Source organism: Acinetobacter sp. TG2027 (assembly GCF_000302435.1).
In the GTDB taxonomy this organism is placed as follows: domain Bacteria; phylum Pseudomonadota; class Gammaproteobacteria; order Pseudomonadales; family Moraxellaceae; genus Acinetobacter; species Acinetobacter pittii.
The window spans coordinates 1-15,110 of record NZ_AMJN01000036.1; the positions used below are offsets into that span (position 1 = coordinate 1).

At 41.2% G+C, this 15,110-nt stretch carries 14 protein-coding genes and 1 riboswitch; of the genes, 11 read left to right on the forward strand and 3 right to left on the reverse strand.

Annotated features, from left to right (window positions below; all coding sequences use genetic code 11):
• Positions 1-413: 413 nt before the first annotated feature.
• Complete coding sequence (locus tag B806_RS0108685; RefSeq protein ID WP_017402873.1) at positions 414-968, forward strand: TetR/AcrR family transcriptional regulator; 555 nt, start codon at positions 414-416, stop codon at positions 966-968.
• A 65-nt stretch (positions 969-1,033) separates the two neighbouring features.
• Here B806_RS0108685 and B806_RS0108690 read toward each other — a convergent pair whose 3' ends face one another.
• The gene (locus B806_RS0108690) at positions 1,034-1,465 is read right to left on the reverse strand and encodes an SRPBCC family protein (RefSeq protein ID WP_017402874.1); all 432 of its coding nucleotides are present in this window, start codon (positions 1,463-1,465) and stop codon (positions 1,034-1,036) included.
• Positions 1,466-1,594: 129 nt separating this feature from the next.
• Positions 1,595-2,527: an aromatic amino acid DMT transporter YddG gene (gene yddG, locus B806_RS0108695; protein WP_017402875.1), complete on the reverse strand. Its 933-nt coding sequence runs from the start codon at positions 2,525-2,527 to the stop codon at positions 1,595-1,597.
• A gap of 203 nt (positions 2,528-2,730) precedes the next feature.
• Between yddG and B806_RS0108700 the strand changes: the two genes are divergently transcribed.
• From B806_RS0108700 to uca, 5 genes are all read left to right on the forward strand, one after another.
• The gene (locus B806_RS0108700; protein WP_017402876.1) at positions 2,731-3,681 is read left to right on the forward strand and encodes a 3-hydroxyacyl-CoA dehydrogenase NAD-binding domain-containing protein; all 951 of its coding nucleotides are present in this window, start codon (positions 2,731-2,733) and stop codon (positions 3,679-3,681) included.
• A 238-nt stretch (positions 3,682-3,919) separates the two neighbouring features.
• A complete protein-coding gene (locus B806_RS0108705) occupies positions 3,920-5,083 on the forward strand; it encodes a zinc-dependent alcohol dehydrogenase (RefSeq protein ID WP_017402877.1) in 1,164 nt (387 codons plus the stop codon).
• A 186-nt stretch (positions 5,084-5,269) separates the two neighbouring features.
• Positions 5,270-5,365, forward strand: a riboswitch (guanidine-I (ykkC/yxkD leader).
• A 28-nt stretch (positions 5,366-5,393) separates the two neighbouring features.
• Complete coding sequence (locus B806_RS0108710; RefSeq protein ID WP_017402878.1) at positions 5,394-6,134, forward strand: urea amidolyase associated protein UAAP1; 741 nt, start codon at positions 5,394-5,396, stop codon at positions 6,132-6,134.
• Between the two features lie 15 nt (positions 6,135-6,149).
• A complete protein-coding gene (locus tag B806_RS0108715; protein ID WP_017386467.1) occupies positions 6,150-6,803 on the forward strand; it encodes an urea amidolyase associated protein UAAP2 in 654 nt (217 codons plus the stop codon).
• Positions 6,804-6,805: 2 nt separating this feature from the next.
• Positions 6,806-10,411 (forward strand): urea carboxylase, encoded by a 3,606-nt coding sequence (gene uca, locus B806_RS0108720; protein WP_017402879.1) that lies wholly within the window; start codon positions 6,806-6,808, stop codon positions 10,409-10,411.
• A gap of 39 nt (positions 10,412-10,450) precedes the next feature.
• Here the strand turns inward: uca and B806_RS0108725 are convergent, their stop codons facing one another.
• Complete coding sequence (locus B806_RS0108725; RefSeq protein WP_009388792.1) at positions 10,451-10,987, reverse strand: NAD(P)H-dependent oxidoreductase; 537 nt, start codon at positions 10,985-10,987, stop codon at positions 10,451-10,453.
• Between the two features lie 92 nt (positions 10,988-11,079).
• Between B806_RS0108725 and B806_RS0108730 the strand changes: the two genes are divergently transcribed.
• The 5 genes from B806_RS0108730 (at position 11,080) to B806_RS0108750 (ending at position 15,073) form a co-directional block, all read left to right on the forward strand.
• On the forward strand, positions 11,080-11,445 hold the full coding sequence (locus tag B806_RS0108730; RefSeq protein ID WP_017402880.1) for a helix-turn-helix domain-containing protein: 366 nt from the start codon (positions 11,080-11,082) through the stop codon (positions 11,443-11,445).
• Positions 11,446-11,665: 220 nt separating this feature from the next.
• Complete coding sequence (locus B806_RS0108735) at positions 11,666-11,791, forward strand: hypothetical protein (protein ID WP_001000625.1); 126 nt, start codon at positions 11,666-11,668, stop codon at positions 11,789-11,791.
• A 4-nt stretch (positions 11,792-11,795) separates the two neighbouring features.
• The gene (locus tag B806_RS0108740) at positions 11,796-12,230 is read left to right on the forward strand and encodes a transcriptional regulator (protein ID WP_001118705.1); all 435 of its coding nucleotides are present in this window, start codon (positions 11,796-11,798) and stop codon (positions 12,228-12,230) included.
• Positions 12,231-12,242: 12 nt separating this feature from the next.
• Positions 12,243-14,054 (forward strand): allophanate hydrolase, encoded by a 1,812-nt coding sequence (atzF, locus tag B806_RS0108745; protein ID WP_017402881.1) that lies wholly within the window; start codon positions 12,243-12,245, stop codon positions 14,052-14,054.
• On the forward strand, positions 14,051-15,073 hold the full coding sequence (locus B806_RS0108750) for an ABC transporter substrate-binding protein (protein WP_017402882.1): 1,023 nt from the start codon (positions 14,051-14,053) through the stop codon (positions 15,071-15,073). Before atzF ends, B806_RS0108750 begins: the two co-directional genes overlap by 4 nt.
• Positions 15,074-15,110: the final 37 nt, after the last annotated feature.

Below are 15,110 nucleotides of genomic sequence, written 5' to 3' on the forward strand. Positions count from 1 at the left end.
TCTAACTTATGGGGTGCAGTTCAGAACGGGAGGGGGACACCTTCGGGTGTGCTGGATTCTTTGGCTCCAGTCTGCTAACCCTCTTTCGTTTCGCCACCATTATTTAGCAGTAATGCGGTGAAACTTCTTTTATAGCCAAAGGAGTCCGCTATGCGTACTAATTCTTCTCAATTTTTGGTCTTTGCCAAAATCTCTCTATTTATACCGTTTAAATGCTCTCTAAATCGGTTTAATCGACTCTAGGTTTTTACGCCTAAACATCGTTACGACTAAAACATAGCAACAATAAAACCGAGATAGGCGAGCACACCATTTTGTGCCGCTTTTGTATGCCTGTTTTTAGCACTCAATTTAAGAGTGACGGCATTTCTATCTCTTTTACATACAACAAAAAATTATTTTAAGCGGTATATATGAAAAATTTAGAATCTTCCTTTCGAGTGTTGCGAACGCTTCACACGGCAACAGATTTATTTAAACAATATGGGTTTCATAAGGTCGGGGTCGACCGAATTATTGCAGAAGCTCAAACCTCAAAAGCTACTTTTTATAATGCTTTTCACTCAAAAGAAAGACTCATTGAGAGGTGCCTCATTTTTCAAAAAGATGCCCTCAAAGACAAGGTAATTTCGATTCTCTATTCTTACAATGAACTTATGGTGCTCGATAAACTTAAGCAGATTTACCTTCTACATACCAATTTAAATGGCCTTTATTATTTGCTCTTTAAGGCAATATTTGAAATTAAAACGCTCTATCCAATGGCTTATCGGATTGCGATTGAATATAGAACTTGGCTTGTAAATGAAATTTATAAACTGCTTTTAACAGTCAAAACTGAGGCTTCAGTTGACGATGCACGGATGTTTTTGTTTGTAGTGGATGGGGGAATGATTCAGCTTTTAAGTAAAAACCAGACAGGTGAGCAAGACAAGTTAGTAGAGTATTTTTTATTAATGATGTCTTAGAGATAGCCCCAATAATCATCAAAATAAAAAGCCCGTGATTGGGCTTTTTATTTTTGGTGTGGCGATTAAAACTTAAGTTTTTTAAGCCCACGACTCACATCATTTTGTAGAGCGGCTTTAATAATAGGACCAATAAAAGGTACGCGGCCTTTAAAGCTAATGGTGTAATCCAAACGAGTTCGATTATTTCCCAAGTCAGTAAATTTCATGACACCACGGTGACCCTTAATTGGGCTAATCCCGCTCGTGATTGCGTACTCGATCAGTTCATTTTCTTTGTAGATTAAATTGGTTTCTACAAATGAAGGGGTCAATGGAATAGACATTTTGCGCGCAGAGCCAACACCATTACGAGCGTCTTTTCCGTTGCTAATACGAGTCACTTTAGCAGGAGCAAAAAGCTTACTTAGGTTTTCATGCTCACTTAAAGTCGCAAAGACCTTGTCTACGGGTGCATCAAATTCTTGTACGATGTTGATTTTTTGAGTTTTTAACATCTTATTCCCTCTAGAAATTATTTTGACATTGGTAATTGTCAGAATTTGGATGTTAGCATGCTTTGGGCAATGGGGGGAATTCTTCTTCGTCGGAGTTATCGCATACTTAAAAAATTCACTTTGGTACATCTACAATACTTTTTGGCTTTTTGTTAATTTTTTAAAGAAAGGCTGAATCACAGACCAGTTGGTTGAAACCCAGCAAATAAAGGAACCAGCCGTTACCATTGCTGTTCCTTGCCAAAAGCTCATTGAAAGTTGAGTTTGTAAAACAAACATTGCCAAAATAGACGAAATAATCGGGGTGAAATAAGAGGCCACCACAAGCACGGTAATGTTTCCATGAATGATGCCAATGTTCCAAGCAGCATAACCAAAACCCATGGCAGCAGAAGCAACTAAAAGAGTCATGACTGTTGGAATATCCATTGAAGGAATAGCAAAGTGCCCCGAGACAAGCAGCTTGAGCCATAGCGTGAGCGCGACACCAACAAAGAAAATGGAAATTGGATTTTGCCCATTACTTAATTTTTTGGTGAGTACACAGTAAAAAGCCCAAATGATGGCGCCTGCAAATGCCAAAATATAGCTCAGTGGGTTGCTATGAAAATTATCGACAAGACTATTTAGACTAAAATCACCGCTTCCAGTTTGAATAAAAATAATGCCGAAAATTGAAAGTATTAGACCTAAAATAATAAGGAAATTAAACTTTAATTCCTTAAAAATAACAAAAGCTAAAACCGTTAAACTCGGCCACAGATAGTTAACGATGCTGATTTCAATTGCCTGCCTTGCTGTCTGAGAATAAGCAATCGCAAATGAAAAGCACACCTCATAAGCCACGAACAGAATTGTGCCAAATATTAAGTATTTTCTAGAGATCTGCTTAAAATCTGGAACTTTGAAAATGGCAAGCAACAGTAGCGCACTTAAAGAATAAATAAAGGTAACACCTAGCTCAGGCCCAATGGCGGCACTGACTTGCTTCATCAGACCGACCAGAGATGCCCACATGAGAATGGCGCTTAAACCAATCAATATTGCTAGATTTTTTGACATAAAATTCAATAAATAACGGTTAAAAAATGGTAAAAGATGAGGTTGTACTAATCAAAGGAATAAATTTTCAAGCTAAGGAATATAGGACAAATTATATAAAATATAAACAATTAAATTTATTGATTGGTTGAATCTGCTATGTTTATTTAGCATTCAATTGAGTAAAGAAATTTCGAATAAAACAACATTTGTACGAGGAAAATATGGAAGTCATTAAAACGGTTGGTGTTGTTGGAGCAGGTGTAATAGGTGCGAGTTGGACAGCCTTATTTTTATATAAAGGATTTAAAGTTAAGGTCTATGACCCATATCCTATAGATGAAGCGGTCTTTAAAAAAAGAATATCTGCAAATTTAAATGATTTATTGGCTTTAGATCAAAATGCTGAATCCAGTTATTTTCAGCAAGATGTACTGCTTCATCTGGAAATTTTTAATAATTTAAAAGATGCAGTTTCAGATGTAGATTTTATTCAGGAAAATGCCCCTGAACGTCTGGATGTAAAACAACAGCTATATCAAGAAATCACAGCATATTGCCCTGAACATACCATTATTGCTTCAAGCTCATCGGGCTTAAAAGTGTCTGATTTTCAAAAAGAGGCGCAGCACCCTGAACGTATTTTATTAGGTCATCCTTTTAATCCGCCTCATCTCTTACCTTTGGTCGAGATTGTCGGTGGTACTTTGACAGATCCTCAAATTTTAAAACAGGCTTCTGAGTTCTATAAACAGCTGGGCAAAAATCCAATTATTTTAAATAAAGAAGTAAAAGGGCATGTCGCAAACCGTTTGCAGGCTGCGCTATGGCGAGAAGCTTTTTCATTGGTTGAACAAGGTGTGTGTTCTGCCGAAGATGTTGATGTCGCGATTACCAGTGGCCCGGGTTTAAGATGGGCTCTCTTTGGCCCCTACATTAATATGCAGCTTGCCAACCAAAAGGGGTTTAAAGAAGCAATTCATCATTTAGGCCCACCAATGACAGAATGGTGGAATGATATGCATGCATTTCAACATTCAGACGAGACAACAGAGTTATTGGAAGCACAAACCAACCAGTTATTAACACAATATAAAGATATCGATTTATATGAAACCAGAGATAAAGGTCTGGTCGATATCTTAAAGCTCAGACAACAACTTAAGTTAGATTAATTCAAAATATTAGAATAGAGCCAATCATTTTATTGCAGAGATGATTGGCTTTTTTTGTTGGGGTAAATAACAAAAACATTCCTACCTGAAACAATCCTATATTCATTAAATGTTACTGAAATTCCTATCGCGTTGCATTTGAACTATATGCCTTACGTGAAAAGTAAGAATCGTTGCAAACCGTAAAGAAAGCCTCCTCATAATCAAAGGACATGATAGAAAATAGAGGAATAACAATATGCGTGCTCTAACTTACCACGGTGCCGAAGATGTTCGAGTAGAAACAGTAGCAGACCCTATTATTCAAGAACCAGATGACATTATTTTACGCGTGACTGCCACAGCGATATGTGGCTCTGATTTACATTTATATCGAGGCAAAATTCCTAGAACCGAGCAGGGTGATATCTTTGGGCACGAATTTATGGGCGTGGTTGAAGAGGTCGGCCCAGCTGTCACCGCAGTCAAAAAGGGTGATCGAGTGATTGTTCCTTTTGTGATTGCCTGTGGCGAATGTTTCTTTTGCCAGCTAGACCTAACCGCTGCCTGCGAAACAACTAATACAGGGCGCGGCGCAATCATTAATAAAAAGCAGATTCCACCAGGTGCAGCTTTGTTTGGCTATAGCCATCTTTACGGCGGTGTACCAGGCGGGCAAGCAGAATATGTGCGTGTGCCAAAAGCCAATAAAGGCCCTTTTAAAGTACCAACCTCATTATCAGATGAAAAAGTACTTTTCTTGACCGATATTTTACCCACCGCTTGGCAAGCCGTGACCAATGCCCAAGTGAAGCGTGGCTCAACCGTTGCAATTTATGGTGCTGGTCCAGTCGGACTGTTAAGCGCTGCTTGTGCCAAGATGCTCGGTGCTGAAAAGATATTTATGGTCGATCACAATGACTATCGATTGAACTATGCAGCGGCAACATACGGTGCCATTCCAGTGAATTTTGACGAAGTCGATGCGGCCGAATTTATTATTCAACATACCGACAATTACCGCGGTGTCGATGCGGTGATTGATGCCATTGGTTTCGAGGCGAAAGGCAGTGTGATTGAAACAGTTCTAACTAATTTAAAGCTTGAAGGTTCAAGTGGTGCAGCACTGCGTCAATGCATTGCGGCGGTTCGCCGTGGTGGTGTGGTCAGCGTACCAGGTGTATACGCAGGCCCGATTCATGGTTTCTTATTTGGTGATGCTTTTGATAAAGGCTTAACTTTTAAAATGGGACAAACCCATGTGCATCAATATTTGCCGCAACTCTTGGAATTGATTGAGCGTGGCGAATTAACACCTGAAACGATTATTACCCATCGAATGAAATTAGAAGATGCCGCAGAGGGATATCGCATTTTTAATGAAAGAGAAGAAGATTGCCGTAAGGTAATTCTGCTTCCTTAATACGCTCTCTTATAATTTAGTCTTAAGCCTCTTAGTGAAAGGGGCTTTTTTATTTTGAGATGCACAATTTTTAGTGCAGCTTTTTATTTTGTGTTTTAAATCGCACTCAAATTGCCCAATCTTAGTATTACTTTTAACCAGAAACGTAATACTAAGCTGGCATGTCCTTTGCATAGTCATAACCAATCAAAAGTGATCTAGGGTTCCGATACTTACAGTATGTCTGGACCGAGAGTTCACGGTTCCTAGCGAACTACACGGAGGGATAAAAGCCCGGGAGGAAGTCTAAAACTATCCGACAGGAGTAGCTATGAACACTGCAAGTTATCATAACAATCAGGCGATTTGGACCGAACTTTTACCCGGCGGACATCACTGGTCGGGTCGTATTCAAAAAGGAACTATTCTTAGATTTACATCGCTAGGCGTTCAGGCAAATGTTTCTTTGTTTTGTGTAAATGCTGCCGATGTGCTTGAACGTTTTAACATGCCCGACAGTTTAAAAGGGCAACACACCGCCTATTTAAAAGCTTCTAATGTGCTGTACTCAGACCTAGGCCGTGTGATGGCTTCCATTGTTCATGATGATCATGGCTGGAACGATGCACTTTGTGGCCCAAGCCGACCTGAGCAAATTGAAAAGCAATTCGGCAATCGCACATTTCAAGATGCCCGCAATGATATGTACCAAAATGGCTTAGACAGCTTACTCATTGAAATGTGTAAATACGGACTTGCCAGTCAAGACCTGAGTGCCGCCGTTAATCTATTTTCTAAAGTTGTGCCAGACGAAAACGGCGCTTTGTCTTATGTCAGTTCTGACAATACTGATCAAAGCATTGAACTGCGCTTTGAAATGGACTGTTTGCTATTTTTATCTGCTGCACCGCATGGTTTAGACACCAGCCCAATCTATCAACCTGCTGATATTCAACTCAGTCTATTTAAAGCCAACTCTCTAACAGACAGCGATATTTGTCGTGATGCATGTTCGCAAAATCAGCGTGCCTTTCAAAACACAGCCCGCTACTACGCGCTTAGCAATATTTAAATCAGGAGAAGCATCATGACAGTTTTACAATCATTTGAAAAAGCAGTTTTAAATGAAGTTTGTCCTGCGGGTGAAGCGTGGATGTGCGAGGTTAAAAAGGGCCAATATTTTCGAATCATTGATCTTGAGGGAAACCAAGCGGTCGATACTTTATTTATGAGTGCCGAAAATCCAACTGAGCGTTATAGCGCAATGGACACTTTGGCTATCAACCAACAAATCTATTTAGAAAAGGGCACCAAGCTCTATAGTAACTTTGGCCGTCCAATTGCGGTTATTCATGATGATAACTGTGGTCGCCATGACACCATTGGCGGTGCCTGTTCGTGTGAAAGTAATACGGTTCGCTATGCACATGAAACGTACCCTATGCATAGTTGCCGTAACAATTTTATGTACGCCTTGGCAAAACACCCGATTGCAAAAAAGCATGGTTTAAATGTCCGTCATATCGGTCCAAACATTAACTTTTTTATGAATGTGCCTGTGACACCAGACGGTCAGCTTAAATTTGATGACGGAATTTCAGGCCCCGGTAAATATGTAGAAGTTCGGGCAGAAATGGATTTAATTGTTTTAATTTCCAATTGCCCGCAGCTAAACAACCCATGTAATGCCTATAACCCAACCAAAATTCAACTGGTTGTCCGTGAAACGGAAGGGGTGTAAGCATGTTTAAAAAAGTTCTGATTGCTAACCGCGGTGCAATTGCCTGTCGCGTCATTCGCACTCTTAAAAAACTCGGGATCGCTTCGGTGGCTGTTTACTCCGAAGCCGACCGTGATTCTTTACACGTGACTTTGGCCGATGAAGCTTTTCTGATTGGTCCTGCGCCCGCTCATCAAAGTTATTTAAATATTGAAAAAATCCTTGAGGTTGCAAAACAATCTGGTGCGGAAGCCATTCACCCCGGTTATGGTTTTTTATCAGAAAATGCCGAGTTTTGTGATTTATGTGAAAGCCAAGGTATTGCGTTTATTGGGCCAACTTCAAGCCAAATGCTCGATTTTGGTTTAAAACATACAGCACGTGAGCTGGCTATTAAAAGCAATGTACCTTTACTTCCGGGCAGTTCGCTACTTGCCGATGAAGCTGAGGCCTTAACTGAAGCGGCCCGTATTGGTTATCCAGTCATGCTGAAAAGTACCGCGGGCGGTGGCGGTATTGGCATGCGTTTGGTCTGGAACGAAACCGAGTTAAAAGATGCCTATCAAACAGTGTCTTATTTAGCGCAGGTCAATTTTAAAGATGCAGGTTTATATTTAGAAAAATTTGTACAACATGCGCGCCACATCGAAGTGCAAATTTTTGGTGATGGAAAAGGACAAGTTTTAGCCTTGGGTGAGCGTGATTGTTCGGTGCAACGCCGTAATCAAAAGGTGATTGAAGAAACACCTGCACCACATTTAAATGAACAGCAACGTGACTACCTTCAAAAAGTTGCGATTCAACTCATGCAGTCGGTGAACTACCGTTCGGCAGGCACGGTTGAGTTTGTCATGGACACCGAAACCCAAGAGTTTTATTTCTTAGAGGTCAACACGCGTTTGCAAGTCGAGCACGGCGTGACCGAGCAAGTGTTTGGTGTCGACTTAGTCGAGTGGATGGTTACTTTAGCAAGCGGTGACTGGTCAGCACCGACTGAAAAGTTAGAGCCAACAGGACATTCCATTCAGGTTCGTCTTTATGCAGAAGACCCAATTAAACAGTTCCAGCCGAGTGCAGGCTTACTCACGCATGTTAAATTTGACCCGCAAGCACGAGTCGAAACATGGGTGGAAACAGGTTCAACGGTGTCGTCTTTTTATGACCCAATGATTGCCAAAATCATTGTGACTGCTGCAACACGAGACCAAGCCATACAGGCAATGAGCGCTAGTCTTGCCAACACGCAAGTCGCTGGCATTGAAACCAATTTGGAATATTTACAAAACATTATTGCTTGCGATGTGTTTGCTTTAGGTACCCAAACCACTCGATTTTTAAATACGTTTGAATGGAAAACTCAAAAAATTGAGGTGTTGCAGGCTGGCATTCAAACTGCCATTCAAGACGTAACAGGTCGATTAGGTTATTGGGATGTTGGGGTGCCGCCATCAGGTGCCATCGATCCACTCAGTTTAACGGTGGCAAACCATCTTCTAGCCAATGAACCAAATACCGCAGGGCTTGAATGTACCTTGCAAGGGCCAACTTTAAAGTTTCACTGCGATAGCCAAATTGTCATTACAGGCGGTGATATGTCTTCAAAACTTGATGGCGAACTTGTGCCGATGTGGCAAACCATCAATGTAAAAAAAGGCCAAGTTTTAAAATGTGGAATTATTCGTTCAGGTTGCCGTAGCTATATAGGTGTGAAAGGTGGTTTCGATGTTCCTAACTACTTAGGGTCACAGGCGACTTTCACTTTAGGGCAGTTTGGTGGGCACGCAGGCCGTAATTTATTAATTGGCGATATGCTGCCGATTACTGAATATTCCGCTCAATCGACCACAGCTTTAGCTCAAGCGCAAATTCCTAGCTTTACCCAAAACTGGGAAATTGCTGTGATGTATGGGCCACATGGTGCGCCAGATTTTTTCACCAAACAAGATATTGATACATTCTTTGCCAACGAGTTTGAAATTCACTATAACTCAAGCCGTACAGGCATTCGTTTAATAGGGCCAAAACCTGAGTGGGCACGTGAAGACGGCGGTGAGGCAGGCTTACATCCATCCAATATTCACGACAATGCTTATGCGATTGGGGCAATTGATTTTACGGGCGATATGCCAATTATTTTGGGGCCGGATGGTCCGAGCTTAGGCGGCTTTGTCTGTCCTGCGGTAGTCATTCATTCCGAGCTTTGGAAAATCGGGCAGCTAAAAGCAGGTGATAAGGTCAAATTTGTACCTGTGAGTTATGCGCAAGCAAAAGCACTCGATCAAAAATATCATCAAAGCTTAACCGCGACTGATACAACTCAAATCGATTTCAACCCAACCATTCAAGCAGAACCAGACACTTTAAAAGATGCAGTTTTGGCAACTTTAGACGGTGAAACTGACTTACCAAGCGTGACCTATCGACCAGCAGGAAATAGCTATTTGTTGGTAGAATATGGTGAGTTAGTACTCGATTTAAATTTACGCTTCCGTATTCATGCACTCATGCAATGGGTCAAAGAACAAAACATTCAGGGCATTATTGACCTAACACCGGGTATTCGTTCACTACAAATTCATTTTGATTCAATTCAACTCGATCAACTTGAGCTTTTACAGAAACTTCAACAAGCAGAAGCCGAATTACCTGACATTCAAAATATACAGGTGCCTTCACGGACGGTCTATTTGCCTTTGGCTTGGGAAGATTCACAAACTCAGCTTGCCACCGAGCGCTATACGCAAATTGTTCGTCCAGATGCACCGTGGTGCCCAGATAACGTCGAGTTTATTCGTCGTATTAATGGCTTAGCTTCTAAGCAAGCAGTTAAAGATGTGGTCTACAGCGCAAACTATTTGGTGATGGGTTTAGGTGATGTGTATTTGGGAGCACCCGTTGCAACGCCACTCGATCCACGCCAACGTTTAGTCACCACAAAATATAATCCGGCACGAACTTGGACACCTGAAAATGCGGTCGGCATTGGCGGGGCGTATATGTGTGTCTACGGTATGGAAGGGCCGGGCGGCTACCAGTTTGTTGGTCGCACGACCCAAATGTGGAGCCGTTACCGTAAAAATGCCGACTTCGAAGAAGGCAAACCGTGGTTATTACGCTTTTTTGACCAAGTTAAGTTTTATGAAGTTTCTGAGGCTGAACTTCTGCAAATGCGTGAAGACTTCAAGGCGGGTCGTTTAAAACTTCGCATTGAAGATGGCGTGCTCAACTTAAAAGAATACAACGAATTTTTAAAAACACATCAAGACAGCATTCAAGCCTTTAAAGACATGCAACAAGCCAATTTTGAGGCTGAGCGCCGCCGTTGGCACGAAGCGGGCTTGCAAGAATATATCTCTGAAAGCCTAGATGCGGTTGATGAAGGCGAAACTGTGGTGATCCCTGAAGGGGGCTGTGCAGTCGAATCGCATATGCCGGGTTCAATCTGGAAAATCGAATGTGCATCAGGAGATATTGTTGAAGAAGGTGCAACCCTTGCGGTGATTGAGGCAATGAAAATTGAAATTCCAATTATTGCGCCTGAACGCATGAAGGTAGAAACCATTACCATTGAAAAAGGACAAACCGTAAAAACAGGACAAGTGCTATTTACCTTAGCCCCTGTCGCTTAAACCAAAAGAGAGCATCGATATTGATGCTCTCTTTTCATATTATGCTTCGGTCAAATGCTTTAATACTTTATGACCATGTTCAACCGCTTCTAATTTAATTTTCGACTCTGGGTTACCTGATAAAGGTGATACGTCATAAAGCAAGTAAGTGGCGCTTAACTGCATTTGCGTATATTGAATTGAATATTGAACCGCTTTTAAAAAGCTATCGATTAAGTTTTCTTGGTCGTTCACCATGTTGGCTTCTGTTTGGCCGACCGTCATACTAATAATGACTTTTTTGTCTTTTAATTTATCGCCCTGAGAGCCATAGGCAAACTGATAAGTAAAAACTTCATCAAACCATAATTTCAAAATTGCCGGCATATTAAACCAGAACATTGGATATTGCAGAATGATGGTGTCATGGCGCAACAAGGCTTCTTGTTCAGCACTTACATCAATTTGGTAGTCTGGATAAAGTTGGAAAATATCTCGGACTTCAAGGTCTGGATAGGTTTTTACGAGTTCATTCACAATCGTTTTATTTGCAATAGATTGCGCGTAGTAGGGATGAGCTAAAATCAGTAAAGCCATGAGAATACCTTTAAACTATAAAAATAATAGTCACTATAATTTTTATAGTATTGGCGTACAATAACTATCAAAGTTGATAGGTAGCGTTAAAAATGGCAAATACTGAAAATACATGTGAAGTCACAGTAAATGGAAAAACTTATCCATGTCATATCAGTATGGCTATGGACTTGGTGGGTGGAAAATGGAAATGCGTGATTTTGTATTATCTAAAAGATGGGCCAAAACGTTTTAATGAAATCAAGCAACTCATTCCTACAATTACTGAAATGACCTTAAGCCTTCAACTCAAGCAGTTAGAGCAAAGCGGTTTAATCTCTAGAACGGTTTATGGTGAAAAAGCACCAATTAAAGTGGTTTATGAAATGACCGAATTAGGCCAATCTTTTAAGCCTGTTTTAGAGTCTTTATCGGTATGGGCACATAGTTTGATTAGTCTATCTGAGGTTGCAGAATAAAAGTTCGATTCACAATTATTATAATTAATATGAAAGATTGATTTTTTAATGCTCACTTCAATTAGCTCCATCCCTGTGCATGGGGCTTTTTTTTGCCCAAAAATCACTCATAAATACCCGTAAAGCCCATCAAAACGACGCTTAAAAACTGGCACATTTTCTGCATCTCTTATCAGTAATACAAAAACTGAATTTGGTAATACCAAGCTAGAGGTGAGATATGAACGATGTAAAACCTGTGGTTCAACCAAAGCCAACTTTAAAAGCCTTTTTAGTCGAATTGCTTAGCGTACGTGCAGGCGTATATATCAAACAAAACAATCAGCCGCCTAAAACAAAAGGATAAGACTGTGGCAAAACAAAAGCTTGCTCGAATCAGTATTACCGTACCTGAAACGACCCTCAACGCACTCGACCAAAAAATTGTCGAGCAGAACTATGAAAGTCGCTCGCAAGCCATTGTCGACATGATTAATAAACACCTGATTGCAGAGCAGGCGCAGGCCAATGAAGTCATGGTGGGCACCTTGACGCTGCTTTATGACGCTAGCCAAATGACCTTGCGTAATCAATTGGTCGATTTACAACAACAGTTTTTAGCGCAGGTGATTAGTTCACTTCATATTCAACTTGACCAACAAAAGATATTGCAAGTCATGTTAATGCAGGGCGCGAGTTCTGAGCTTAGACAAATTAGCCAGCAATTTATTGTGCTGAAAGGGGTAATCAAAGGACATCTAGAACTGATGGATGCCGTCATGCCGCCCATACAGCAAAATGACTAAATGAGGAGTAGCGTGTTGAAAAATTTATGGACAATTCAAGACTGGAAAACAGCATATCAAAACGGGCAAAGCCATCTTAAAGATTTGATTGGCTATGTTGCAGAAATTAAAAATGATGATCATGCATGGATTGAAATTGCATCGAACGAGCAGATTCAGGCACAAATTGATGTTTTAAAAGACCAGAATATTGCTGACTTACCACTATACGGTGTGCCGTTTGCAGTCAAAGACAATATTGATGTCGCTGGTTTTCACACTACTGCCGCCTGTAAAGAAGTTAAATATTTAGCGACTCAAGATGCTGCCGTAGTTGCCAAACTAAAAAAAGCAGGGGCGATTGTGGTCGGTAAAACCAATCTTGATCAGTTTGCGACTGGGCTGGTTGGCGTTCGCTCTCCATATGGCGCAGTAAAAAATAGTTTTAACCCTGAATATATCAGCGGTGGTTCAAGTTCTGGTTCATCAGTGGTGGTTGCCAACGGCATTGTGCCTTTTAGTTTGGGGACAGACACGGCGGGGTCAGGGCGTGTTCCTGCGGGCCATAACAATATTGTGGGTCTTAAGCCGACAAAGGGCTGGTTTTCTACTACAGGTTTAATTCCTGCATGTCGGACTATTGATGTCATTTCTATTTTTGCGCTGCATATTGATGATGCGTGGACCGTTGCCAGTTTAATGCAGGGCTATGATGAAATAGATGAATATTCACGAGCACATCCAGCCAATGTACCGACTCAATTTTCTAAACAAAAAATTGCTATTCCAGCTCAGCTTGAATTTTATGGTGATCTTGAATCTAAAAAAGCCTTTTTAGTTGCAGTCGAGCGCGTAAAAAAACTAGGCTATGACGTTGAGAGTATTGATTTCAGTGCGTTTAATGAGCTTGCTGCTGCACTATATAACGATGCTTGGGTAGCGGAAAGAACAGTCGCCGTTGAACGCATGACAACACGTGAAAAGGCTCATCCTGTTATTGCTCAAATTATTGCGCAGGCAGATAAATTCAAGGCAACAGATGCACTTCAAGCCGAATATAACCGCGCCGTGCTTGCTCGAAAAATTAATTCGGCATTACAACCTTTTGATGCCTTGATGGTTCCGACAGCGCCAACCATTTATACTATTGCCGAAGTTGAAGCCGATCCTTTAACTAAAAATGCGCACATGGGTGCCTATACCAACTTTGTCAATTTTGCCGATCTTTCTGCTTTGGCCTTACCCAATGTACTCCGTGCAGACGGCCTACCAAGCGGAGTAACCTTTATTGCACCAGCTTGGCATGATCAGGCACTCGCCAATTTTGCGCAGCTCTGGCAAGCCGAAACATCGCTGAGTTTAGGTAAATCAGCTCAACATTATCAAAAAAGTATAAACATCCACTCGAATCATTCAGTGCAGCTTGCTGTAGTGGGAGCGCACTTAACAGGCATGCCCCTTAATTTTCAGCTCACTACCCGTAATGCTACTTTGCTCAAGAAAACCCAGACAGCAGATGCTTATAAACTCTTTGCCTTAAAAAATACCACGCCACCAAAGCCAGGGCTGCAATGCGACGTGACAGGTACGTCAATTGACGTCGAAGTGTGGGATGTTCCCTTAGCAAATTTTGGAGCCATTGTGGCTGAAGTGCCTGCACCACTTGGTATTGGGAACCTGAAACTAAAAGATGGAACATGGGTCAAAGGCTTTATTTGCGAAGCTTATGCCATTCAAGATGCAACCGATATTAGTCATTTTGGAGGCTGGCGAGCCTATATACAGTCACTCAATCAAACCGCTCAAAGTGTTGTTAGTAAAAATGTTGGGGAAGTTTCTATATGATTAAAAAAGCGTTGTTATCCGTATCTATTTTATCGGCAGTTGTATTGGGCGGGTGTGACAATACCGCTAAAGTGCCCGAGGCCAAACAAGACACTCAGGCATCCACAAAAACAAAACCAATTACCATTGGATATAGCGATTGGCCGGGCTGGGTGGCTTGGCAAGTGGCTATTGAAAAAGGCTGGTTAAAAGAAGCAGGGCTAAATGTAGAGTTTAAATGGTTTGATTATTCGGCTTCTCTTTCGGCTTTTTCGGCAAATCAGCTCGACGCTGTGTTGGTCACCAATGGCGATAACTTGGTAACTGCTTCTGGCGGTACTCAAGGCATGATGATCATGGCAACAGATTATTCTGCGGGCAATGATGTCATTATTGCAAAAGAGGGCATTAATACCATTCAAGACTTAAAAGGAAAATCAATCGGCGTCGAAAAAGGCTTGGTTGACCATCTTTTATTGGCAACAGCTTTAACCGACCATAACATTAAAGCGAATGAGGTGAAGCTAGTAAACTCAGCCACTAACCAATTACCCCAAGTGTTTAATAGCCCTGATATTTCCGCGATTGCTGTTTGGCAACCTGTTGCAGGTCAGGCATTAAAAGCAGTGGCAGGCTCTAAAATTATCTATACCTCTAAAGACAAGCCGGGTTTAATTTACGACACCTTAACAGTCAATATGAGCCACTTAACTGCTCATCAAGAGGAATGGAAAAAAATCATTCAGGTGTGGGATAAAACCGTTAAATATATTAATGACCCTGCAACTCATGCCGATGCGGTTAAAATTATGGCAAACCGTTCAGGGGTTGATCCAAAGCAATATGAGTTGATGGTCAGCGGTACGCATTTATTAGATATCAGTGCCAATAAAAAAGTATTTGCTAAATCTCAAGGCTTTGACTCGATTTATGGCTCTAGCTATCACGTCAATAAATTTAACGTCGAAAACGGTATTTATAAAACTGAACAAAATGTAGATGGGCTGATTTATCCAACACTCATCGAACAACTTAAATAAACCCTATAAATAAAAAAGCCCAATATGAACTTGGGCT